We start from the raw sequence: 20,586 nt of genomic DNA, 5'->3' as shown, positions 1-20,586 counted from the left end.
CACGCAACCGGTAGCGTGAATCCATGCCAGCTTCGGAGGTCTTCGTCCTGTCCAGGCCGCACGGCACCGTTCGAGCGCGTGGCGCTTCCGCGGGATTCACCGACGCCACCGAGGCTGCCGAGGCGTTGCGTTCCGGGCGCATCGGCGCCGTCACCGGGGCGATCGGGTTCACAGCCGCCGACGACGCCGCGCTGCTGGTTCCCGAAACCATCACGCACAGCGGTTCGGCGATCGTGGGGCAAGCGCCGGAGCCTGCTCACGCCGAGCGCGTCACATTGATTCCCGACGCCGCGACGCATCGGGACCGGGTCGCACGTGCCATCGACGAGATCGACGCGGGGGCGTTGTCGAAGGTCGTGCTCGCGCGCGCCGTCGAATTCGATGTCGAACCTCCCGTCGACCCGGACCGACTTCTCGAAGCCCTGGCGTACGGAAACGCCGAGCACTCTGCGTTTCTCGTCGACCTCAGCGTCGACGAGCACACCGACCCGCGCGCTCGATGGCTCATCGGAGCTAGCCCAGAAGTGTTGCTGCGCAAGCAAGGTCTCGAGGTTACGTGCCGCCCCTACGCGGGATCGGCGGCGCGCTCAGCAGACCCCGACGTCGACCATGCTGCCGGCCGGGTACTGCTCGCCTCGACGAAGGACCGGGCCGAGCACGCGTTCGTCGTCGACCATCTCCGCGACGCGCTCGAGCCGATCTGTCGCGAACTCGACGTGCCCGATCAGCCTTCGCTGGTCTCAACCGGCGAGATGTGGCACCTCGCGACAGCGATTCGCGGCGTGCTGAGCGATCCGACGATCACCGCACTCGACCTCGCACTGCTGCTGAGCCCGAACCCTGCGGTGTGCGGAACACCGGGAGATGTTGCAGCACAGTTCATCTCGAATCACGAGGAGCGTCGTGGATTCTACGCGGGCGCCGTCGGATGGTCGGGCTCCGCGGGCGACGGCGAGTGGATGGTGACGATCCGTTCGCTCGAACTGTCCGACGATCGTCGTCACGTCCACACCTGGGCAGGCGGCGGCATCGTCGCCGGGTCGGAGCCGCAGGCAGAGCTCGACGAGACGTCGGCGAAGCTCGCGACCGTCCTGCGCGCGCTCGGCGTCGTCGAGCTCGGTTGACGTCGGGGTAGTGGGTGCGTGCCCGCGTCGTGGAGCCCACACCCCCGCGCCGAACCACCCGCACTCAGAGCGACGCGGCGAGGGAGTCGGTCAGGATGTCGAGGCCCTGGTGCAGTTCGTCGTCGCTGATCGTCAGCGGCGGGGCGATGCGGAAGATGCCGCCCATGCCGGGTAGCTGGACGATGTTCATGTGCAGTCCGCGCTCGAGGCAGGCTGCAGTCACCTTGGCACCCAACGCATCTGCGGGAGTGCGCGACGCCTTGTCGGTCACGAGTTCGACGCCCTGCAGCAGCCCGCGGCCCCGGACGTCGCCGACAACCTCGACGTCGTCGCGCAGCCCGATCAGCCTCTCGCGCAGAACATCTCCGAGCTTGGCGGCACGCTCGACGAGCCCCTCCCGTTCGATCACGTCGAGCACCGTGAGGGCGACGGTCGCGGCGAGCGGATCCGACGCATGGGTCGTGTAGAAGAGGAATCCTCGCTCGGCACAACGGTCTTCGATCTCCGCACTCGTCACGACGGCTGCCACGGGTAGGCCCGCGCCGAGAGTCTTCGAGAGTGTGAGGATGTCCGGGGCAACTCCGTCGCGCTCGAACGCATACATGGTACCGGTACGGCCGAGTCCGGTCTGCGCCTCGTCGAGGATCAGCAGCATGCCCCGGTCGTCGCACATCTGCCGCAGCCGCGCGAGGTAGCCCTCGGGCAGCTCGATGATGCCACCCGACGACAAGATCGGTTCGACGATGCACGCGGCGAGCGAGCCGTTCGACTGCGTGTCGACGGCCGCGAACCCATACTCCAGTTCGGCTTCCCAGTCGTAGGACCCGTCGGCGTTGCGGAACGGCGAGCGGTAGGCGTTCGGGGTGGGAAGCGTGAAGTTGCCCGGCAGCGTCGGGCCGTAGCCGCGTCGACCCGCCGAGAACGTGGCAGCCGCTGCGCCAGAGGTCATTCCGTGCCACGACCGGTCGAACGAGACGATCTCGTACCGGCCGGTGGCGAGTTTGGCCATCTTGATCGCCGCCTCATTCGATTCGGCTCCCGTGGTCAACAGCACTGTGCGCGTGAGGTTGTCGGGCAGCGTCGTCGACAGCCGCGAAGCAAAGTCGACGACGGGCCTGCTGAGCATGCCGCTGAACAAATGGTCAAGCGTGGCAACCGAATTCGATACCGCTTCGACGATCGCGGGATGCGAATGGCCCAGCACGGCGCTCATCTGACCCGACGTGAAGTCGAGGATCGCGTTGCCGTCGGAGTCGTAGACGTACGACCCCGAAGCGCGTTCGATGATGCGCGGAGTGAACGCGGGGATGTAGCGGATCAGGTGTCGCTGGGCGGCATCCCAGAAGGCGTCGTCTGTCATGGTCGTCCTCAGATCGGTCGTGCGGATCATCCAACTATGGCATAGTCGGTTAGGACATTCATCTTTCAGGAGCACACGACCCCGATGGGACCTCAGCCGCCGATCAGCGTCAGCGAGCACTCTGACATGCCCATTTACCGGCAGATCGTCACCCAGTTGACCTTCATGATCGAGATGGGACAACTCGGCGCCGGCGACCGCCTACCCGGTTCCCGTATGCTCGCCGACAATCTCGGCATCAACCGGAACACCGTCGCCAGAGCCTATGGCGACCTACGTGCGGCCGGGCTTGTTGAATCGCGGGGCCGCGGCGGGATGGTCGTGCTCACCGCGACGTCGACGCAGCCGCGGTCCGAAGCACGCGATACCGCCCGCGAGACACTGCGGCGCGCGGTCGACGAGTGCCTACAGCTCGGGCTATCCCCCACCGAGATCGGCGACCTCGCACTGAATCTCGCTGTCACAAACGCTGATTCACCTCGGGTGTACTTCGTCGAGTGCAACGACGACCGCGCCGACTACTTCGCAGACGAACTCACCGAGAAGCTCGGCATTCGGGTCACTCCGCTCGTACTCGACCACTTCGACCCAGACGCCGTCCCTGCAGACCTGGTACTCACCACGTTCTTCCACCTCGCGCAGGTCCGCGGGTTGATGAGTGATCGCGCCGAGGTGGTGGCCATCGTCGTCGCGCCGCACGTCCGCACGCTCATGCAGATCGCCGACGTCCCGCCCGAGCAGAAGGTCGGGCTCTGGTACAACACCGCCGATCAGGCTGCGAGCGTGCGGGATTCGCTCTCAGCCGCGGGCATCACAGACGTCACGATGCTCGACGGGACCTCCGACGACGAGCTCGCAGGACTCGACGTCGTCGTGATCCCCAGCGAGACAGCAGAACTCGCCGACCGGCTCTCGCAGCGGGTACGCGTCATCGAGTTCGGCAACGTCCTCGACGACGCATCGGTGCGCATGGTTCGAGAAGTGCTGCGCGACCTACGGGCGACGAGTCAGCCGAGCGCCTGATCCAGATCGCCGAGCAGGTCGTCGACACCCTCGAGTCCGACCGATAGTCGCACCACCGAGTCGCTGAGCCCGATCGCCGCCCGACCATCCGGACCCATCGCGCGGTGCGTCGTCGTGGCGGGGTGGGTGATGAGCGACTTGGAGTCGCCGAGGTTGTTCGAGATGTCGATGACCTGCAACGCGTTGAGCACCTCGAACGCCCGCTTCTTGCCGTCGACGCCGTCATGGTCATTGAGTTCGAACGTCACGACGGTGCCGCCGCCCGACATCTGCTTGGTCGCGAGGTCGTACTGCGGATGCGATGTGATGAACGGGTACTTGGTCCACCGCACGCGTGGGTCGGCCTCGAGGAATTCGGCGATCCGCAACGCCGACGCCACCGACGCGTCGACGCGCAGGCGCATGGTCTCGAGCCCTTTGAGCAGCGTCCACGCATTGAACGGACTCAAGGCGGGACCGGTATGACGCATCAAAGTCTGCACCGGACCGTCGATGTACTCCTTGGTGCCCAACACCGCGCCGCCCATCACACGGCCCTGGCCGTCGATGTGCTTGGTACCCGAGTAGACGATCACGTCGGCGCCGAGGTCGAATCCGCGTTGCAGTAGTGGTGTGGCGAAGACGTTGTCCAACACCACCTTTGCGCCCGCAGCGTGAGCAAGCTCAGAAACCTTCGCGACGTCGACGAGAGTCTGCATCGGATTCGACGGCGTCTCGAAGAACACGGCGTCGGTCGGCGTCGACAGCGCCTGCTCCCATTGGTCGAGGTCCTCACCGTCGACGAAAACCGTTTCGACGCCCCAGCGTGGCAGGATCTCGTTGCACACCACGAAGCACGAACCGAACAGGCTGCGCGCCGCGACGAGCCGATCGCCGGCCTTCAGTAGTGCGCCGAGCGCCACGAACACCGCGGCCATGCCGCTCGCCGTCGCGAAGCATGCCTCGGCACCGTCGAGCAGGCGTAGGCGCTCCTCGAACATGGCGGTCGTCGGATTTCCGTAGCGGGAGTAGACGAATCGCTCGTCCTCACCGGTGAATGCGCGCTCGGCCGCTTCTGCGGAGTCGTACACGTAACCGCTGGTGAGGTAGAGCGCCTCGGAGGTCTCGAAGAAGCCGGAGCGAGCCAGGCCGCCGCGCACGGCGAGGGTGTCGAAGGAAACGCCTTCTGGCAGTTCGTGACTCACGACTGCCTCCACGGAAGATTGGAGGCACGCCACCCGACGGCGCCGCGGTGGTCGTTCTCGTCGAGTGCGCCCTCGAATCCGTCGAGAACGTTGTACGCCTTGGCGATTCCGGCCGCGGTCGCCGCCTCGGCAGCTCCGATCGAACGATGTCCGGAGCGGCACAAGAAGATCACTTCGTTGTCGTCACGAATACCCGCATCGCGCAGTTCCGCGATGAATGCCTGGTTGGGCGACCCGTCGGGAAAGGTGTTCCACTCGACGAAGACGGCGTTCTTCTCGATGACTTCCAGATCCGGGACGCCGACGAATGCCCATTCCGCCGTGGTGCGACAGTCGACCAGAACCGTGTTGGGGTCGGTCTCCAGCATCTCCCAGGCCTGCTGGGGAGTCAGATCGCCTGCATAGGTCATGCCCTGCACACCTTCCGCTCTCTGTTGTCGCCTATCCCGAACGCACTGCTGGCCGGGAGTTTCGTCGCCTAGCAATGTACTCGCGCGCCGGTCGTGGCGTGATTTCGACCCGAGCCCACCATGACCCCGGCTCGCCATGACCCCAGCCCACCACCCCGGCAGTCCCACCGGACCCCGACACTCACGCGTCCACCGCAAGTGCTGCGACGACGGCGTCGAGATCGTCGCTGTCGGCGCGCCTGATCGCCCACGTGTCCATGGGCATTGCGAGATCGGAGATGGGAAGAAGCGTGAACTCACTGCGATCGATGGCGCGCATCGACTCCGTCTCCTCCGGAACCAGGGTGAATCGGTCGCCCCCGCGGAGCATCAATGCCATTCCTGAGATGGTGGAGTAGCGGTGCGAGGCGTCGACGAGCACACCGAGGTCGCGCAGAAGCCGCGTGTACGGCCCGTACCGCAGGTCCCAGTGCCTCGGGCCGGACACCAACGTCATGCCCCGCAGGTCAGCGGTCGTGATTGCGGCCGCCCCCGCGAATCGCGACGCGTCGACGACGGCCACGACTCTCGACGACGTGAGCAACGTGCCCACAAGGTCAGGATGGTGTTCGGGAAGATGCGAAATCGCGAGATCGATCTCGCCGCCGAGGAGCTGCTCCGGCATCTCCAGCGACGGCATCTGGGAGAAGATCACCCGATGCGTTTCGTCGACCTGGTCGGCAACCGCCGAGATGCGTCGACGCTGTGCGTGTGTGAGCTCGTCCGGAACGGCAACCCGTAGGTCCGTGTGCTGGGTCGCGCGCACCGCGGACGGTAGTGCGTCGAGATCTGCGACGACCCGTTCTGCGAGCGGAATCAATGCACGACCCGCATCGGTGAGTGCGGTGTGGTGTGTCGACCTGTCGAAGAGGCGGACGCCGAGCTCGGACTCCAGCGCCTTGATCCGTTTACTCAGCGGAGGCGCGGACATGTGAAGTGATTCCGCAGCCCTGGTGAAGTTCAGCTCACGTGCCACAGCGAGGAAGTACCGCAGGTGCATGACATCCATAGAAATATCCAACGCTCCACATCGAACTCGGTATTTCCGTTTGGGCAACACAGGAGCGTCCGAACCGATCGTTCCCTTCCGTTCACGACGCTCCTAGCGTGGAGGTAAATGAGCTCTGTTCGCGAGCACACCGGGAGGCACCATGATCGAGCATCTGTACGTTCTGGATGGCCGCAACCACTCCATCCTGCGGGTCGATCCCGGTGACGGCACCGTCGAGACCGTGACCGATGAGACGGGCTACATGCCGGACGGGATCGTCACCACGCCCGACCGCATCTACTGGACGACGATGGGCAAGCCCACCCGCGCCGCGGCGACAGCCGACACCTCGTCAGACGAGGCCTGGGATTTCAGCGCTCCGAACGGCTCGTTGCGCACCTGCGCCCTTGACGGTTCCGGACAGACCCAACTGGTTCCCGACGGCGCCATCACCACCGGCAAGCAGCTCACCGCCGACTTCCACGCGGGTCTGCTCTACTTCTGCGACCGCGAGGGCACGACGGTCTATCGCGTGGCCACCGACGGCACCGGCCTCACCCCGCTGGTCCACAACACCCGCGACGACACTTGGACACAGGAATGCGTCGGTGTCGCGAGTGACCCTGTCGGCGGGTTCCTGTACTGGACGCAGAAGGGCCCGAGCAAGGGCGGACGCGGAAAGATCTTGCGCGCGGGCCTCGACCTCCCGGAGGGCGAAACCGCTTCCACCCGAACAGATATCGAAGTGCTGTGGCATGACCTACCGGAGCCGATCGACCTCCACCTGGACCTCGACACGAACACAGTCTTCTGGACCGATCGCGGAGCAGCGCCGTCGGGCAACACGCTCAACCGGGCGGCGATACCCGACAAGGGTCACGCAGGCGCCACCCCGGAGATCCTCGCGCGCGGCTTCGACGAGGCGATCGGCCTGGCCGTCGACTCCGACGCCGGATTGGTCTACGTCAGCGACCTCGGCGGCTCGATCCGGTCTGTCGAGATCGGTGGCGACCACACCGTACGCGACATCATCCATCTGCCCGACTCGTCGTTCACGGGCATCGCCGGCCTCTGAGACGCCGGGCCCTGGGGACACCGAACATCCACCACCACAACATCTCTCGAAAGAAGTACACGCGATGAGCAATTACGCGAAGTCCCTCGACGACATCGACGCACGGCCGGTTGCCGTCGTCGGGGCAGGCACCCTCGGACGTCGAATCGCTCTCATGTTCTCCACCCGGGGCGGCGAGGTGCGGATCTTCGACCAGAGCGCCGACCAACGCGAAGCAGCCGTTCAGTACGTCGAGGACACCATCGACGAGACGCTGAAGATCATCGGCAAAGGCGTTGCGGGAAAGGTGATCCCGGCATCAACCCTCTCAGATGCGGTTGCCGGTGCGTGGCTGGTCGTCGAGGCCGTACCCGAGCGCCTCGACATCAAGATCCCACTGTGGGGCGAGATCGACGCAGCCGCAGACGGCGACGCGATCTTCGCGACCAACTCGTCGTCGTATGCGTCGTCGACGATGACCGAGAACGTGCGAAACCCGGAACGTCTGTGCAACATGCACTTCTACATGCCGCCGACGGCGAATGCCGTCGACCTCATGTCCGACGGCGACACGGCCCGCGACGTCCTCGACTCACTGCTCACCGTGCTACCCGAGTTCGGTATCCACCCGTTCGAAGCACGCAGGGAGAGCACGGGATTCATCTTCAACCGCATCTGGGCAGCCATCAAGCGGGAGTCGCTCGAAGTCGTCGCAGAGGGCGTGTCGACGCCGCACGACATCGATGAGATGTTCAAGATCAACTGGCACATGCCAACCGGCCCGTTCGCGATGATGGACAGCGTGGGCCTCGACGTAGTGCTCGACATCGAAAACCACTACGCCGCAGAGAATCCGAACCTGCCGACCGGTCCGCGTGAATTGCTCAAGCGCTACGTCGACGACGGCAAGCTCGGCCGCAAGACCGGCGAGGGCTTCTACATCTACGAGTGACTTCTATCCACGAGTCAACCGTCAGCTCGTGCAGAGCTTCCACGTACCGTCGTCCTTGACCACGACGACGCTGGTGGTCTGCTTGTCGTCGGGCGTCTTGTCGTAGTGCCAGTTCACCTTTGCCGTGGCGCGGTCGCCGTTGACCGCCACGTCGGTGATCTCCGGAATCACGATGCGGCCCTTGGACTCCACCAAAGTCCGGTTCTGCCTGACGAATTCCTGCTCGGAGATGAACGACGGCGACGACGTGTCGGCAGCGCACGTTGTCTGCTTGTACTTGCCGTAGTCGACGTTGTTGCGGGCGGTGTAGTTGTCGTTGATCGCGAACTGGACCTGTCCTGAATCGCTTGCGCGCTCCTCCGCCGGACGCAGCACGTTGGACAACACGACGCCGAGAATCGCCAGCACCACGATCACCAACGCGACCCAGAACGGCCAGGCGTCTTTCCAGGTGCGTGGGCGCTCGTCGTCGGCATCGAGATCGCTACCGGGGTTTTTGCTGTCACGTGCACCGCTGGCCATGCCGGGCAGTGTAGTCATCGTCGAATCCGATCTTCACTACCCCCGATCCGGACATCTGCGGCAACACATCTCGTAAGGTAACCCTAAGAGCGCCATCTACGAGAGGACCACCCCGTGCCCCACTCACGACATGTCCGCCCACTGCTCGCCGTGTTCGCGACCATCGCGGCGTCGACTCTGGTTCTCGTCGGATGCTCGGCCCCCGACGAACAAGAAGACTCTGCCGGTTCGTCGGCACCCGCAGCCGAACCCGGCGCACTGCCGGTCACCATCGAGCACAAGTACGGCTCGACGACCATCTCCACCCAGCCTTCTCGCGTCGCCGCAATGGGAGTTGGCGACGGGGACACGCTGCTCGCCCTCGGGATCACTCCGACGACGATCGCTCCGTTCGCCGATCCCACACAGCGCAGCGCCCCGTGGAATGCCGAACTCCTCGGCGACGCCAAGCCCGAGATTCTGCCCAACGTGTCGGCGGAGTTCGGCGCGCAGATCTCCAAGGCACTCTCGACCAACCCGCAGCTGGTCACCGCGGTCGGCGCGGCGCCCACCCGCGAGCAGTACGACACTCTGAGCAAGGCCGTGCCGACCATCGTGCGACCCGCCCAGTACCAGGACTGGCAGGTGCCGTGGGACGTACAGACCACCGAGATCGGTAAGGCCGTCGGACTTCCCGACGCGGCGTCGAAGAAGATCGCCGAGTCGAAGAAGCACGTCGCCGATCTGGTTGCCCAGCATCCGGAGCTCAAGGGCAAGACGGGTGTCGTGGTCACCGGGTCGACGGACGGTGGTGTCTCCATCTACGGGCCGGGAGACGGGCGTGCGCAGATGCTCGCCGACTACGGACTCAGCTTCCCCGAGTCACTCAAACCGACGATCACCAGCGGCTTTTACGGTTCGATCTCGGCCGAGAGGCTCGACATGCTCAACGCAGCGGACGTGGTGGTCACGGTGGACTGGTCAGGCGCGAACGCCAAGCTCAAGGCCGATCCGACGTGGAACCGCCAGGCGTACGTCACGCAGGGCCGAACCGTCTATCTCGACCAGCAGGTCGGCAGCGCGATGTCGGTGCCAACTGTGCTGACGGTTCCGTGGGTCGCCGACCAGGCGGTCGCACCGATCGCCGAAGCAGCGGGTAAGCGCCCGACGAGTTAGCGAAGCTACTGAGGTAACCCTCACAGATGATTTTGGTTAGCGGTGCCCAGCGCCTACCGTAGAGGGGATAAGCGTCGACGCTCCGCCGCACTCCAGCGACATACCTGGCGCGTCGAGAAACCCCTGAGCACGAGGTAGACGACACTCTATGACTGATCAGAGCCGCCCGCTGCGGGTTGCCATCGTCGGAGCCGGCCCCGCCGGCATCTACGCCGCCGATGCCTTGATGAAGTCCGACACCGCCAAGGATCGCGGCGTCAGCATCGATCTGTACGAGCGCATGCCCGCGCCGTTCGGCCTGATTCGCTACGGCGTCGCGCCCGACCACCCGCGCATCAAGGGCATCATCACCGCGCTGCACAAGGTCCTCGACAAGCCGCAGGTCCGCCTGCTCGGCAACATCGACTACGGCACCGACATCACGCTCGACGAGCTCAAGTCGCACTACGACGCCGTGGTCTTCTCGACCGGCGCCACCGACGACCGCGCACTCGACATCCCCGGCATCGACCTCGACCGCAGCTACGGCGCGGCACAGTTCGTCGCCTGGTACGACGGACATCCCGACTTCCCGCGCGAGTGGCCGCTCGAGCAGGAGAAGGTCGCGGTCATCGGCGTCGGCAACGTCGCGCTCGACGTCGCGCGCGTGCTGGCCAAGACCGGCGACGAACTGCTCCCCACCGAGATCCCCGCCAACGTCTACGAGGGCCTCAAGTCCAACAAGGCCGTCGAGGTCCACGTGTTCGGACGCCGCGGCCCCGCACAGGCGAAGTTCACGCCCCTCGAGCTCAAGGAGCTCGACCACTCGCCCAACATCGAGGTCGTCGTGAGTCCCGAGGACATCGACTACGACGAGGGCTCGGCCGTCGCCCGTCGCGGTTCCAAGATCACCGACCAGGTCGCGACGATCATCGAGAACTACGCGATGCGTGAGCCGAAGGAAGGCGCGATCCACAAGCTCTTCCTGCACTTCTTCGAGAGCCCGATCGAGATCCTCGGCGAGAACGGCGAGGTCGTCGGACTGCGCACCGAGCGCACCCAGCTCGACGGCACCGGCAACGTCAAGCCGACCGGCAAGCACACCGACTGGGACGTCACCGCGGTGTACCGCGCCGTCGGCTACCTCTCGGACAACCTGCCCCACATCCCGTTCGACTCGCAGGCGGGCGTCATTCCCAACGAGGCAGGCCGCATCTTCGACGACGGCTCCCACCTTACCGGCCTCTACGCAACCGGTTGGATCAAGCGTGGACCGGTCGGCCTCATCGGTCACACCAAGGGCGACGCCAACGAGACCGTCGAGTGCATCATCGAAGACATGGGTAATGGCGAACTGCTCGACCCCGCCAACCCGTCGGAAGACGCGATCATCGAGCTGCTCGAGTCCAAGAACATCCCGTTCACCACGTGGGACGGCTGGTACCGCCTCGATGAGCACGAGCGCGCCCTCGGCGCCGCTGAGGGCCGCGAGCGCGTGAAGGTCGTCGAGCGCGAGGACATGATCGCCGCATCCGAACCGCACAAGGTTCAGAAGGCCTGACAGACAGCAATAAAGAACGCCGACCGGATTTCCGGTCGGCGTTCTTTGTGTGAGAGGGAACCGATCGCCGGGCGATCGGGGTGTATCAGTTCTGTGCGGCCGTGACTGCGGCGGCCGGAGGAGCCTGGTTACCCGCGTTGTTGTTCGACGGCGCAACCTTCTGCGTGTTCGGCGCGGTTCCGTTCTCGCCCTTCTGCTGGTCGATGTTCCACCAGAAGCCCGCGTTGTTGAGAATGTTCTCGGTCTGGGCTCCGATGGTGTACCCGGAGATCGACGACGGGAAGCAGCTACGCCAGGTGGTCTCCGATGCCATGTAGAACTGGCCCGGCTTCAGCACACCCGCAGGCTGACCCTTGATCGCGGTCTTCTTCGTCGGGCCACCGAACTCGGTGACGTTCACGTTGGTCATGGTCGATCCGCCGATGTTCTTCACGCCCATCCAGCGGTGCATGCGCCAGCCCGGTAGGTTGTCCCAGGTGGGGCCCCAACCCTTGAAGTAGCAGTTGACTCCGCCATATAGCGCGAGATCGCCGGCGGGATCGGCAGCGTGGGCGGGTGTAGCAGCAGCGATGGAGCCGGCGGCGATACCGCTGGCGGCGGCAACCGCGGCGATGGCGCGCTTCACAGACTTCTTCATGTCGTATGACCTTCCTGATTCACGTGTTTCGTCGTGCGTGTACCGACCTGCGAGCTGTCGACGCACCGGGATGCGACTGTGGACGTTCACCCCGACGGTTCGTCCCGTCTGAACATGCTTATCGGAAACTCACAGGAACTTGTTACCGGCGCTGAACATCTTGCCCGTTCGGCAATCACTCCGTGACATCGGCCCCGGGTCAGGCGGTGACATGAACCCTCGGCCCGGAACCGGACATCTCAACTCAGGTAAGGTTGCCCTTCGTGCGTCGAATATCCGGCTTGTTGGTGATCGTTGCGGTCCTGACCGCGGCGGTCATCGCGTCGGTGATCATCGGCACGCGCAACGTCCCACCTGCGCAAACCTGGGATGCGTTCACCTCGGGCGTCAGTCAGATCTGGAACTCGATCATCCACCTGCGCGCACCATCGGTCAGCAAGCCCGACGACGTCGCGGGCATCGTGTGGGATCTGCGAATCCCGCGAACCGTGCTCGGCTTGCTCTGTGGTCTGGCGATCGGCGCCGCGGGTGCGATCACGCAGGGACACACCCGTAACCCCATCGCCGATCCCGGCATGCTCGGCGTCAACGCCGGTGCCGCGTGCGCTGTGGTGTGCGGGGTCTACGTGCTCGGTATCTCCTCGCCGATGGCGTTCATGGGATTCGGCCTTCTCGGCGCGATCGTCGCGTCGTGCGCGGTCTTCGGCGTCTCGGCACTCACCGGTACCGGCCCGGTCACGCTGATCCTCGCAGGCACCGGACTCTCGGCGATGCTCACGGCGATCACGTCGGCCGTGGTCCTCTCGGATACGGCGTCGCTCGACGCCTGGCGGTTCTGGAGTGTCGGCTCGACGTCCGGGCGCGGCATCGACATCTTCTGGGCAGCACTGCCCTTCGTCATCGCCGGGTTGGTCCTCGCCCTGGCGAGCGGATTCTTCCTCAACATCCTGAGCCTCGGCGACGAGATGACGACGGCGCTCGGCTCACGCGTCCTCGTGATCCGAGCGGTCGGTATCGCGGCGATCACACTGCTGGTCGGGGCAGCGACCGCCGCCTGCGGGCCCATCGTGTTCCTCGGGCTCGTCGTACCGCACATCGCCCGCGCGTTCACCGGGCCCGACTACCGCTGGATCATCCCCTACTCGGCGCTCATCGGAGCGACACTCATGCTGGTCTGCGACGTCATCGGACGAGTCATCGCCCGCCCGGGCGAGGTCCAGGTCGGCGTCGTCCTCGCGATGGTCGGGGCACCGTTCCTGATTGCCATGGTCCGCCGACAGAAGCTGACGAACGTATGACGACCGAGACCACACCCCAGACCACGGCCACACCGACGCTCGAACGCCGACGCCTCGTCGTCCACATCGGTCCGTCGTCGTGGGTGGTGCGTCCCCGCATGGTCGCGGTGACACTCACCGGACTCGCACTGATGCTGCTGCTGTTCCTGTTGAGTGTCGGTGTCAGTGACTATCCACTGACACCGCTCGACGTCGCGCGCATTCTGCTCGGCGGCGGCACGCGCATCGAGAACGTCGTCGTGCTCTCGGATTCCCTTCCCCGCGCTCTGGTCTCGGTCTTGGTCGGTTTCGCGTTGGGCGCTGCAGGCGCACTGAGCCAGTTGATTGCGCGCAATCCCCTCGCCACGCCTGACATTCTGGGTATCACGGCCGGGTCGAGCGCTGCCGCCGTGGCCGCCATTGCCTTCGCAAACGGTTGGGGCGCATGGCTTGCCGACATCGGAGTCCCCGCTGCCGCCCTCATCGGCGGTGTCGTGACGGCGATCGTCATGTACATTCTCGCGTGGCCGGGACGCAAGGCCAACCACGGCATCAACCCGCTCCGACTCGTGCTGATCGGCGTCGGCGTGACCTGGCTGCTGCAGGCCCTGACGTCGTTCCTCCTCACCCGCGCCGACATCAAAGACGTTGCCCGCGCACAGGTCTGGCTCGTCGGGTCGGTGTCGCAATCCACCTGGTCGAGCGTGTGGCCCGTCGCGATCGCAGTCGTCGTCGGCATCGTCGTGATCGCGATGATGTCCCGCCAGATCGACGCGCTGTCGCTCGGCCAAGACATGGCGCGCGGGCTCGGGGTTCGCACCACCGCGGTGTCGACCACTGTGCTGCTCGTCGCCGTCGGATTGACCGCGATGGCGGTATCGGCAGCGGGCCCCATCGCATTCATCGCCCTGCTCGCACCGCAAATCGGGATGCGTCTGGCCAGGACGCCGGTTCCCACACCGCTGCTGGCCGGGGTGATCGGAGCGATCCTTGTGCTCGCCGGTGATCTGTTGTGCCGCACGGTACTTCCCAGTGGACTTCCGGTCGGCATCGTCACCGCCGCGGTGGGCGGACCGTTCCTCATCTATCTCATGGTCTCGATGTCACGGAAGGCGACAGTATGAGCAGACTCGTCGGCCAAGGACTCAGCGTCGGCTACGACGATCGCGTCGTCATCGAGGGTCTCGACGTCGAGATCCCCGACGCCGCGGTCACGACGATCATCGGCCCCAACGGATGCGGCAAGTCGACGCTGCTGCGCGCCATGTCTCGCCTGCTGCACCCACGCGAGGGCGTCGTGTTTCTCGACGGCGCCGACATCAACCACACCAAGCCCAAAGAGGTCGCACGCAAGCTCGGGATACTCCCCCAGAATCCCGTGGCGCCAGAGGGACTCACCGTCGCAGATCTCGTCGGTCGCGGACGGTTCCCCCACCAGAAGTGGTACCAGCAGGCATCTCCCGACGACGAGGCCGCGGTGGCGTCGGCGTTGGAGATGACTGGGACGACAGACCTGGCCGATCGACACATCGACGCGTTGTCCGGCGGTCAGCGCCAGCGCGTGTGGATCGCGATGACGCTCGCGCAGGGCACCGACCTTCTCCTACTCGACGAACCGACCACCTACCTCGACCTCGCGCACTCCGTCGAGGTACTCGACCTCGTGTACTCGCTGCGCACCGAACACGACAAGACCGTGGTGATGGTGCTGCACGATCTGAATCTCGCTGCCCGCTACAGTGATTCGCTCTTCGTGATGACGGCCGGAAAGATCGTGGCGCAGGGCACCCCCAACGAGGTCATCACAGAAGAACTACTCGACGACGCGTTCGGACTGAACGCGCGGGTCATCACCGACCCCGTGTACGGCGACCCACTGATCATTCCGATCGGAACCCGCAGTGCGCGAACCGAAGTCGGCTCGTCGGCCGGGGAACTCTCGATCTGAGAGTTCGAACTGAACGTTCGAGCTAGTTCGACGACCGACCTGGCGTCACCGGCCGACCATTCGGCGTGGCGGAGTGCGGCGCGGGTTGGCGCACCGGGCGAGGCGCGGGCTGCTGCGGTCGCTGTCCGGCCACAGGCGGACGCTGCGCCCCCGCCGCGGGCCGCTGTTCCGGCGCGGGCGGACGTTGTTCTGCCGCGGGACGTTGCTGTGCAGCCGGAGGGCGCTGCCCTGCTGCCTGCGGGCGCTCCTGTGCCGACGGCGGACGCTGCGCGGCTGGCTGAGGTCGTTGCCCCACAGGAGGTTTCGGCGGCGCGGGCGGGCCGGGAGCACGAAGCGGAACAACGACGCCGCGTCGAGCAGGCCTGCCGGGAACGGGCGTGACGATCGACGCGGCCCGAACTGCGCGTTCACGGGCGGTGGCGACGTCGTCGGCGGTTGCGGTGACCACGCCCATCCTGCGGCGGCGGAAACTCTCGGGCTTGCCGAAGAGTCGAATGTCGGTCTCGGGCAACGCAAGTGCCTGCGCGACGTACTCGAACCCGATCCCCTTCTCGTCGAGCTGCCCGTAGATGACGGCCGACGCGCCCGGCGACGCGAGCGTCACGTCGACCGGCAGGCCCAGGATCGCCCTGGCATGCATCTCGAACTCCGAGAGTCGCTGGGTCGCCATGGTCACGAGTCCGGTGTCGTGCGGGCGCGGAGAGACCTCGGAGAAGTACACGTCGTCGCCCTTGACGAACAGTTCCACGCCGAAAATGCCACGGCCACCGAGGTTTCCGTCGCCCATAGCTGTTGCGATACGTGCAGCGATCGATGTCGCGGCACCCAACGCGAAGGCACTCATCTCGTGCGGTTGCCAGCTCTCGACGTAGTCGCCGTTGACCTGACGATGCCCGATCGGCGCACAGAAGTGCGTCACCAGTCGGCCGGTCGCGGGGTCGATCGCTCGCACCGTGAGCAGGGTGATCTCGTAGTCGAACTCGATGAAACCCTCGACGATGACACGCTCGCCGGCAACCCGTCCGCCGGTCGTCGCGGTCTCCCACGCCTTGTCGATGTCCTCCGGACCGCGAACCACGGTCTGTCCTTTGCCCGACGACGACATCACCGGTTTGACCACGCATGGGTACCCGACCTGTTCTGCCGCAATCGTCAGCTCGTCGTGCGAACCGGCGAACAGATACGGCGACGTCGGCAGGCCCAGTTCTTCGTCGGCGAGGCGTCGAATTCCCTCGCGGTTCATCGTCGCCATGACCGCGGAAGCGGTGGGGATGACCTCTGCGAGTCCGCGGCGCTCGATGGTCGCCAAGGCGTCGGTGGCGATGGCCTCAATCTCGGGGACGACGTATGCGGGCGAGTACTTCTCGACAAGGCCGATCAGCGCATCGCCGTCGGTCATATCGATCACCTCGGCGTGATGCGCGACCTGCTGGCCGGGCGCACCCGAGTAACGGTCGACAGCGATCACCTCGACGCCCAACCGCTGGAAGGCGATGATCAGCTCTTTGCCGAGTTCTCCGGCGCCGAGCACCATCACTCTCGTGGCGGTCGGCGACAGTGGCGTGCCGATGATGTCGGGCGGCCCCACGGTCGGCTGCGCGGGCGACACATCAGGTGTCGCCGCGCCGGTGGCGTGGTCGTCCGCGCTACTCCCGTTGATCGAGGTCATGGGAGCAATCTTACGTGCCGGATTTGCGCCGACGCGCCCCATCTCCCCGCTACTCATTCACTCGAACCCATCCCTGCGCACCCGACCGCCGCCTCAACACATCAGCGCGTGGTCAACCCATGACCTCGTGGATGTAGCACCAGCGCCACAGCTCACCCGGTTCGGCCGACCGCATGACGGGGTGGCCGACGTCGTGGAAATGGGCGGTCGCGTGCTTACGCGGGCTCGAATCACAGCAACCGACGTGGCCGCACTCGAGGCAGATCCGCAGATGTGCCCAGTGCTGCTCGCCGAGTTGCATGCAGTCTTCGCAGACGCTGATATCGCCGTGAGCCGGACCTGGGTCGGCTGCCGCGTCGACCCCGATCTCCGCGAGTTCCGGACATCTGGCCTCGACGCCCCCTGATTCGCCACGGGGGTCACCGGCACGGGTACGTGATCGACCGAACAAACGCATGCCACCTATTATCCCCGACGCCATCGCCGGGGACACCCGGCGACTTGATGATCGCGTCAAAGTCTCGAACTCGGGCTAGGTTTGCGCAGTGAGCGCTTCTCTTCTGCTGGTCGGGGTGCTGTCGGTGGTGATCGCGGCGCTGTCACGGCACTACAACCTGTCGGCGCCCCTGGTTCTGGTCCTCGCCGGGCTGGCGATCGGGTGGATACCCGGCCTGTCGGCGGCCGAACTCGACCCCGATTTCGTCCTGTTCGTGATTCTGCCGCCGCTGCTCTACTCCGCGGCGCAGGACAGCTCCTACCAGGAGATCCGCGCGAATCGTCGTGCGATCGGCATGCTGGCCATCGGTCTTCCGCTCGCCACCGCGGTGGTCGTCGGCCTTGTGGCTTACGCGTCGGTGCCGCATCTGCCGCTGGCAGCCGCGCTGGTCCTCGGTGCCATCGTCGCGCCGCCTGATGCGGTCTCTGCCCAGGCGATCGGGCGCAAGGTCGGGCTTCCGCGTCGAATCATGACCCTTCTCGGCGGCGAGAGTCTGCTCAACGACGCGACAGCGCTCACCGCGCTGCGGGTGGCACTCGCGGCCGCGGTCGGTGCGACGACGTCGGTGTGGGACGGCATCGAGACGTTCCTGCTCGCGGCGATCGGAGGTGTCGTCATCGGCCTCCTGATCGGCTACCTCGTGTTTCGCGTCCGCGACTGGCTGAGCGACCCGACGATCGAGACGGCCATCGGGCTCATGGTGCCGTTCGCGACCTACTTCGTCGCGGAGGAACTGCACACCTCCGGCGTGATCGCAGTCGTCGTCGCGGGGTTGTTCATCGGGCAGCGGTCGGTGCGCGTCGGCTACGCGACACGACTTCAGGACGAAGCCGTCCGCAAATCGATCGACGCACTCCTCGAGGCGTTCGTCTTCCTGCTGATCGGCCTGCAGTTGCCCGATCTCATCCGCGGACTCGCCGGGCAATCCTGGCTCCACATCGCATTCGACGCCGCAATGGTCCTGATCGCCACGATCCTCGTGCGCTTCGCATGGGTGTACCTGTTCACGTATGCGTCCCGACTGCTGCCGGGAGTTCGACGACGAGAACCTCCGCCCAAACCGTCGTGGCTGTTCGTCGTCGGGTGGTCGGGCATGCGCGGCGTCGTCTCTCTGGCCGCGGCGTTCTCCATCCCCCTGACAACGGAGTCGGGCGAACCGTTCCCCGCCCGCGCGGAGATTCTGTTCCTGACCTTCGTGGTGGTCGTCGGCACCCTGCTGATCCAGGGTGTCAGCCTGCCGTGGGTGATCCGACGTCTCGGTGTCTGCGACAACGACGACGCGACCGACCGGCTCGCATACGCAGCAGCACAGGATCGGGCATCACGGGAGGCCGAGGCCTACCTCGACACGATGGCATCAGACATCGGCGATCACGACCCGCGACATCTCCAGGTGGCGATGCTGCGCAAATGGATTACCACACAACGCAATACGGCATGGGAAGAGCTCGGGCGCGGCCCCGAGGACATCGGCGAGAGTCCGACGGCAGCCGGAAACCGCATGCGCAGCAAGATGCTTGCGATCCAACGAAAGGTCTTCATCGACGAGCGCGACGCCGGGCACATCGACGACGAGGTGCTGCGTACCGCGCTGCGTCGTCTCGACTTCGCCGAGGGCACCAACGACCGCGAGGCGTAACGGTCAGTCGTCGACCACCGCGGCGTAGACGCGCGTCTCCTCGGTGCGTCCGCGCAGCGACGTCGTCTCCTGCTCCTCCCAGTGCGCCGCTTCCTGTGGGTTCGCGACGTCGACGGTTCGCCCGGATGCCAACGGACGACGTGGATCTCGCTTGGCGAGTTCGGAAAGTCGGGCGCTCTCGTTGACCGGGTCGCCGATGATCGTGTACTCGAAGCGCTCGATCGCCCCGACGTTGCCGGCGACCGCAGGCCCGAATCCGACGCCGATGCCCGCGGAGAGTTCTGGTACCCGACGCTCGAGTTCCCGAGCGATCTCGCGGGCGGTACACAGCGCGGCGCCCGCGGCGTCGTCGAGGTCGATCGGTGCCCCGAAGATGGCGAGCACGGCGTCGCCCTCGAACTTGTTGACCAGTCCGCGCTGTTGCTCGACGGCCCGCACGATCACCGCGAAGAAGCGGTTCAAGATCTCGACCACCTCCGTCGGAGATCGTTGCGCGGCCAGCGTCGTCGAACCGATCACGTCGACGAACAGAGCCGCGACCGTGCGTTCGGTTCCGCCGAGTGCGGGGTCGGAGCTCAACGCCGCTTCGGCCACCTCACGACCCACGTGGCGGCCGAACAGATCTCGCATCCGCTCGCGCTCACGCAGGCCATTGACCATCGAGTTGAAGCCCACCTGCAGGTCGCCGAGTTCGGTGCCGTCGTAGACGACGAGGTCGACGTCGACATTGCCCGCCTGCACCTTGTTCATCCCGTTGCGGACACTCCGCAGCGGACCGGTGACACTCGTCGTGGTCAGCCACGTCAGGAGTAGTCCGGTACCGAGTGAGATCACCGCGAGCACGAAGACTCCGACGAAGAGGTCGAGCTTGCTGGTGTCCTTGCGGAACGCCCCGAATGACACCAGAAGCAGGATGCCGACGATGGGCGTCGCCGACCCGACGATCCACGCGACCACCGCGCGAGACAGCACGCCCGAACGCTTGCGACGTCGGTAACCCGCACTGATCAGATCCGCGGATACCGGTCGCAGCGCGAGCTCGATCAACAGGTACGTGACACCGACGACCACGGCACCCGACAACCCGATGACGAAGAACATCTTCGGGATGAGCATCGGGCTCTGGATCCCGTACATGATGGTGAACATCACGACCGCTCCGAGCCAGAGCGCGGCCTGTAGTCGCAGCAGCCTGCCCGCGACGCGCCTCGTCCGGCGTGCGTCGGACTTGGTCGGTGGCTGTCGTCGAATCGCCCACCGCAGGTCGCGGGTGATGGTGTAGGTACCCCAACCGATTCCGATGACGAACGCGAGCGCCACGTAGATCGGCACCGCGATGTAGTTGATCCACCACATCTCCGGCGCGAACGTCGACGGTTCGGGGATGCCGACGGACGACAGCGAGATGGTGACGACAGCACCGACGAAATTGGAGAGGACGATGGACCCGGTGAGGATCGTCTGGATACGAACGCGCCGTTTGGTCGGACCGTCGCTCGCCGACCCGAGCAGGACCGAGCCGTAGTCGCGTTCCCCCCTGCCGCGGATCATCCACCTACTGTGTCA

19 protein-coding genes are annotated in these 20,586 nt (G+C 65.7%); 10 read left to right on the top strand and 9 right to left on the bottom strand.

Annotated elements, in window-relative coordinates:
• The first annotated feature begins 23 nt into the window (after positions 1-23).
• Positions 24-1,124: an isochorismate synthase gene (locus A5788_RS21200; protein WP_064867421.1), complete on the top strand. Its 1,101-nt coding sequence runs from the start codon at positions 24-26 to the stop codon at positions 1,122-1,124.
• A gap of 64 nt (positions 1,125-1,188) precedes the next feature.
• Here A5788_RS21200 and A5788_RS21195 read toward each other — a convergent pair whose 3' ends face one another.
• Entirely contained in the window at positions 1,189-2,484 is a 1,296-nt protein-coding gene (locus A5788_RS21195) for an aspartate aminotransferase family protein (RefSeq protein WP_049700106.1), read from the bottom strand.
• Between the two features lie 84 nt (positions 2,485-2,568).
• Between A5788_RS21195 and A5788_RS21190 the strand changes: the two genes are divergently transcribed.
• Positions 2,569-3,507: a GntR family transcriptional regulator gene (locus tag A5788_RS21190; RefSeq protein ID WP_064868144.1), complete on the top strand. Its 939-nt coding sequence runs from the start codon at positions 2,569-2,571 to the stop codon at positions 3,505-3,507.
• On the opposite strand, the gene A5788_RS21185 is transcribed toward A5788_RS21190, so the two are convergent.
• The 3 genes from A5788_RS21185 to A5788_RS21175 all read right to left on the bottom strand — a co-directional run bounded on the left by A5788_RS21185 (position 3,492) and on the right by A5788_RS21175 (position 6,149).
• Entirely contained in the window at positions 3,492-4,691 is a 1,200-nt protein-coding gene (locus A5788_RS21185) for an O-succinylhomoserine sulfhydrylase (protein ID WP_049700107.1), read from the bottom strand. The two genes, A5788_RS21190 and A5788_RS21185, sit on opposite strands and share 16 nt — an antisense overlap.
• Complete coding sequence (locus A5788_RS21180) at positions 4,688-5,101, bottom strand: rhodanese-like domain-containing protein (protein ID WP_064867417.1); 414 nt, start codon at positions 5,099-5,101, stop codon at positions 4,688-4,690. The genes A5788_RS21185 and A5788_RS21180 overlap by 4 nt, the downstream gene beginning before the upstream one ends.
• Before the next feature lie 181 nt (positions 5,102-5,282).
• Positions 5,283-6,149, bottom strand: coding sequence for a LysR family transcriptional regulator (locus A5788_RS21175; RefSeq protein WP_064867415.1), 867 nt, complete (start codon positions 6,147-6,149; stop codon positions 5,283-5,285).
• Between the two features lie 142 nt (positions 6,150-6,291).
• Between A5788_RS21175 and A5788_RS21170 the strand changes: the two genes are divergently transcribed.
• Positions 6,292-7,206, top strand: coding sequence for a hypothetical protein (locus A5788_RS21170; protein WP_064867413.1), 915 nt, complete (start codon positions 6,292-6,294; stop codon positions 7,204-7,206).
• A 64-nt stretch (positions 7,207-7,270) separates the two neighbouring features.
• Positions 7,271-8,137 (top strand): 3-hydroxyacyl-CoA dehydrogenase family protein, encoded by an 867-nt coding sequence (locus tag A5788_RS21165; protein WP_064867411.1) that lies wholly within the window; start codon positions 7,271-7,273, stop codon positions 8,135-8,137.
• Between the two features lie 21 nt (positions 8,138-8,158).
• On the opposite strand, the gene A5788_RS21160 is transcribed toward A5788_RS21165, so the two are convergent.
• A complete protein-coding gene (locus tag A5788_RS21160; RefSeq protein ID WP_064867409.1) occupies positions 8,159-8,659 on the bottom strand; it encodes an Rv0361 family membrane protein in 501 nt (166 codons plus the stop codon).
• A 114-nt stretch (positions 8,660-8,773) separates the two neighbouring features.
• Between A5788_RS21160 and A5788_RS21155 the strand changes: the two genes are divergently transcribed.
• A complete protein-coding gene (locus A5788_RS21155) occupies positions 8,774-9,814 on the top strand; it encodes an ABC transporter substrate-binding protein (RefSeq protein ID WP_064867407.1) in 1,041 nt (346 codons plus the stop codon).
• 148 nt (positions 9,815-9,962) lie between these two features.
• Entirely contained in the window at positions 9,963-11,354 is a 1,392-nt protein-coding gene (locus A5788_RS21150; protein WP_064867405.1) for an FAD-dependent oxidoreductase, read from the top strand.
• Between the two features lie 85 nt (positions 11,355-11,439).
• Here A5788_RS21150 and A5788_RS21145 read toward each other — a convergent pair whose 3' ends face one another.
• Positions 11,440-11,991 (bottom strand): hypothetical protein, encoded by a 552-nt coding sequence (locus A5788_RS21145; protein WP_064867441.1) that lies wholly within the window; start codon positions 11,989-11,991, stop codon positions 11,440-11,442.
• 263 nt (positions 11,992-12,254) lie between these two features.
• Here A5788_RS21145 and A5788_RS21140 point away from each other — a divergent pair, with 263 nt between their 5' ends.
• Genes A5788_RS21140 through A5788_RS21130 form a run of 3 tightly spaced genes read left to right on the top strand, consistent with a single transcriptional unit; the run spans position 12,255 to position 15,216 of the window.
• Positions 12,255-13,289 carry a FecCD family ABC transporter permease gene (locus tag A5788_RS21140; protein ID WP_064862610.1) on the top strand — a complete coding sequence of 345 codons (1,035 nt, stop codon included), beginning with the start codon at positions 12,255-12,257 and terminating at the stop codon, positions 13,287-13,289.
• Entirely contained in the window at positions 13,286-14,392 is a 1,107-nt protein-coding gene (locus tag A5788_RS21135) for a FecCD family ABC transporter permease (RefSeq protein ID WP_005207582.1), read from the top strand. The genes A5788_RS21140 and A5788_RS21135 overlap by 4 nt, the downstream gene beginning before the upstream one ends.
• Complete coding sequence (locus tag A5788_RS21130; protein ID WP_064867403.1) at positions 14,389-15,216, top strand: ABC transporter ATP-binding protein; 828 nt, start codon at positions 14,389-14,391, stop codon at positions 15,214-15,216. The genes A5788_RS21135 and A5788_RS21130 overlap by 4 nt, the downstream gene beginning before the upstream one ends.
• Before the next feature lie 22 nt (positions 15,217-15,238).
• On the opposite strand, the gene purT is transcribed toward A5788_RS21130, so the two are convergent.
• Together purT and A5788_RS21120 are read right to left on the bottom strand one after the other, a co-directional pair.
• The gene (purT, locus tag A5788_RS21125; protein ID WP_231894032.1) at positions 15,239-16,885 is read right to left on the bottom strand and encodes a formate-dependent phosphoribosylglycinamide formyltransferase; all 1,647 of its coding nucleotides are present in this window, start codon (positions 16,883-16,885) and stop codon (positions 15,239-15,241) included.
• Between the two features lie 112 nt (positions 16,886-16,997).
• Positions 16,998-17,342 (bottom strand): UBP-type zinc finger domain-containing protein, encoded by a 345-nt coding sequence (locus A5788_RS21120; protein WP_064868146.1) that lies wholly within the window; start codon positions 17,340-17,342, stop codon positions 16,998-17,000.
• An 88-nt stretch (positions 17,343-17,430) separates the two neighbouring features.
• On the opposite strand from A5788_RS21120, the gene A5788_RS21115 reads away from it, so the two are divergent.
• Positions 17,431-19,020 (top strand): Na+/H+ antiporter, encoded by a 1,590-nt coding sequence (locus tag A5788_RS21115; protein WP_064868148.1) that lies wholly within the window; start codon positions 17,431-17,433, stop codon positions 19,018-19,020.
• Positions 19,021-19,023: 3 nt separating this feature from the next.
• Here A5788_RS21115 and A5788_RS21110 read toward each other — a convergent pair whose 3' ends face one another.
• On the bottom strand, positions 19,024-20,571 hold the full coding sequence (locus A5788_RS21110) for an adenylate/guanylate cyclase domain-containing protein (protein WP_064867395.1): 1,548 nt from the start codon (positions 20,569-20,571) through the stop codon (positions 19,024-19,026).
• Between the last annotated feature and the right edge of the window lie 15 nt (positions 20,572-20,586).

Source organism: Gordonia sp. 852002-50816_SCH5313054-c (genome assembly GCF_001665925.1).
Lineage (GTDB): Bacteria > Actinomycetota > Actinomycetes > Mycobacteriales > Mycobacteriaceae > Gordonia > Gordonia jacobaea.
The sequence above is the reverse complement of the archived record's forward strand: the minus strand, read 5'-3'. Positions and strand labels throughout refer to the sequence as shown.

Bases quoted from the DNA above. Each gene is read 5' to 3' on its own strand.
- A5788_RS21200 (WP_064867421.1), top strand. From the start codon at position 24: ATGCCAGCTTCGGAGGTCTTCGTCCTGTCCAGGCCGCACGGCACCGTT.
- A5788_RS21195 (WP_049700106.1), bottom strand. From the start codon at position 2,484: ATGACAGACGACGCCTTCTGGGATGCCGCCCAGCGACACCTGATCCGC.
- A5788_RS21190 (WP_064868144.1), top strand. From the start codon at position 2,569: ATGGGACCTCAGCCGCCGATCAGCGTCAGCGAGCACTCTGACATGCCC.
- A5788_RS21180 (WP_064867417.1), bottom strand. From the start codon at position 5,101: ATGACCTATGCAGGCGATCTGACTCCCCAGCAGGCCTGGGAGATGCTG.
- A5788_RS21175 (WP_064867415.1), bottom strand. From the start codon at position 6,149: ATGGATGTCATGCACCTGCGGTACTTCCTCGCTGTGGCACGTGAGCTG.
- A5788_RS21170 (WP_064867413.1), top strand. From the start codon at position 6,292: ATGATCGAGCATCTGTACGTTCTGGATGGCCGCAACCACTCCATCCTG.
- A5788_RS21165 (WP_064867411.1), top strand. From the start codon at position 7,271: ATGAGCAATTACGCGAAGTCCCTCGACGACATCGACGCACGGCCGGTT.
- A5788_RS21160 (WP_064867409.1), bottom strand. From the start codon at position 8,659: ATGGCCAGCGGTGCACGTGACAGCAAAAACCCCGGTAGCGATCTCGAT.
- A5788_RS21150 (WP_064867405.1), top strand. From the start codon at position 9,963: ATGACTGATCAGAGCCGCCCGCTGCGGGTTGCCATCGTCGGAGCCGGC.
- A5788_RS21145 (WP_064867441.1), bottom strand. From the start codon at position 11,991: ATGAAGAAGTCTGTGAAGCGCGCCATCGCCGCGGTTGCCGCCGCCAGC.
- A5788_RS21135 (WP_005207582.1), top strand. From the start codon at position 13,286: ATGACGACCGAGACCACACCCCAGACCACGGCCACACCGACGCTCGAA.
- A5788_RS21130 (WP_064867403.1), top strand. From the start codon at position 14,389: ATGAGCAGACTCGTCGGCCAAGGACTCAGCGTCGGCTACGACGATCGC.
- purT (WP_231894032.1), bottom strand. From the start codon at position 16,885: ATGACCTCGATCAACGGGAGTAGCGCGGACGACCACGCCACCGGCGCG.
- A5788_RS21120 (WP_064868146.1), bottom strand. From the start codon at position 17,342: ATGCGTTTGTTCGGTCGATCACGTACCCGTGCCGGTGACCCCCGTGGC.
- A5788_RS21110 (WP_064867395.1), bottom strand. From the start codon at position 20,571: ATGATCCGCGGCAGGGGGGAACGCGACTACGGCTCGGTCCTGCTCGGG.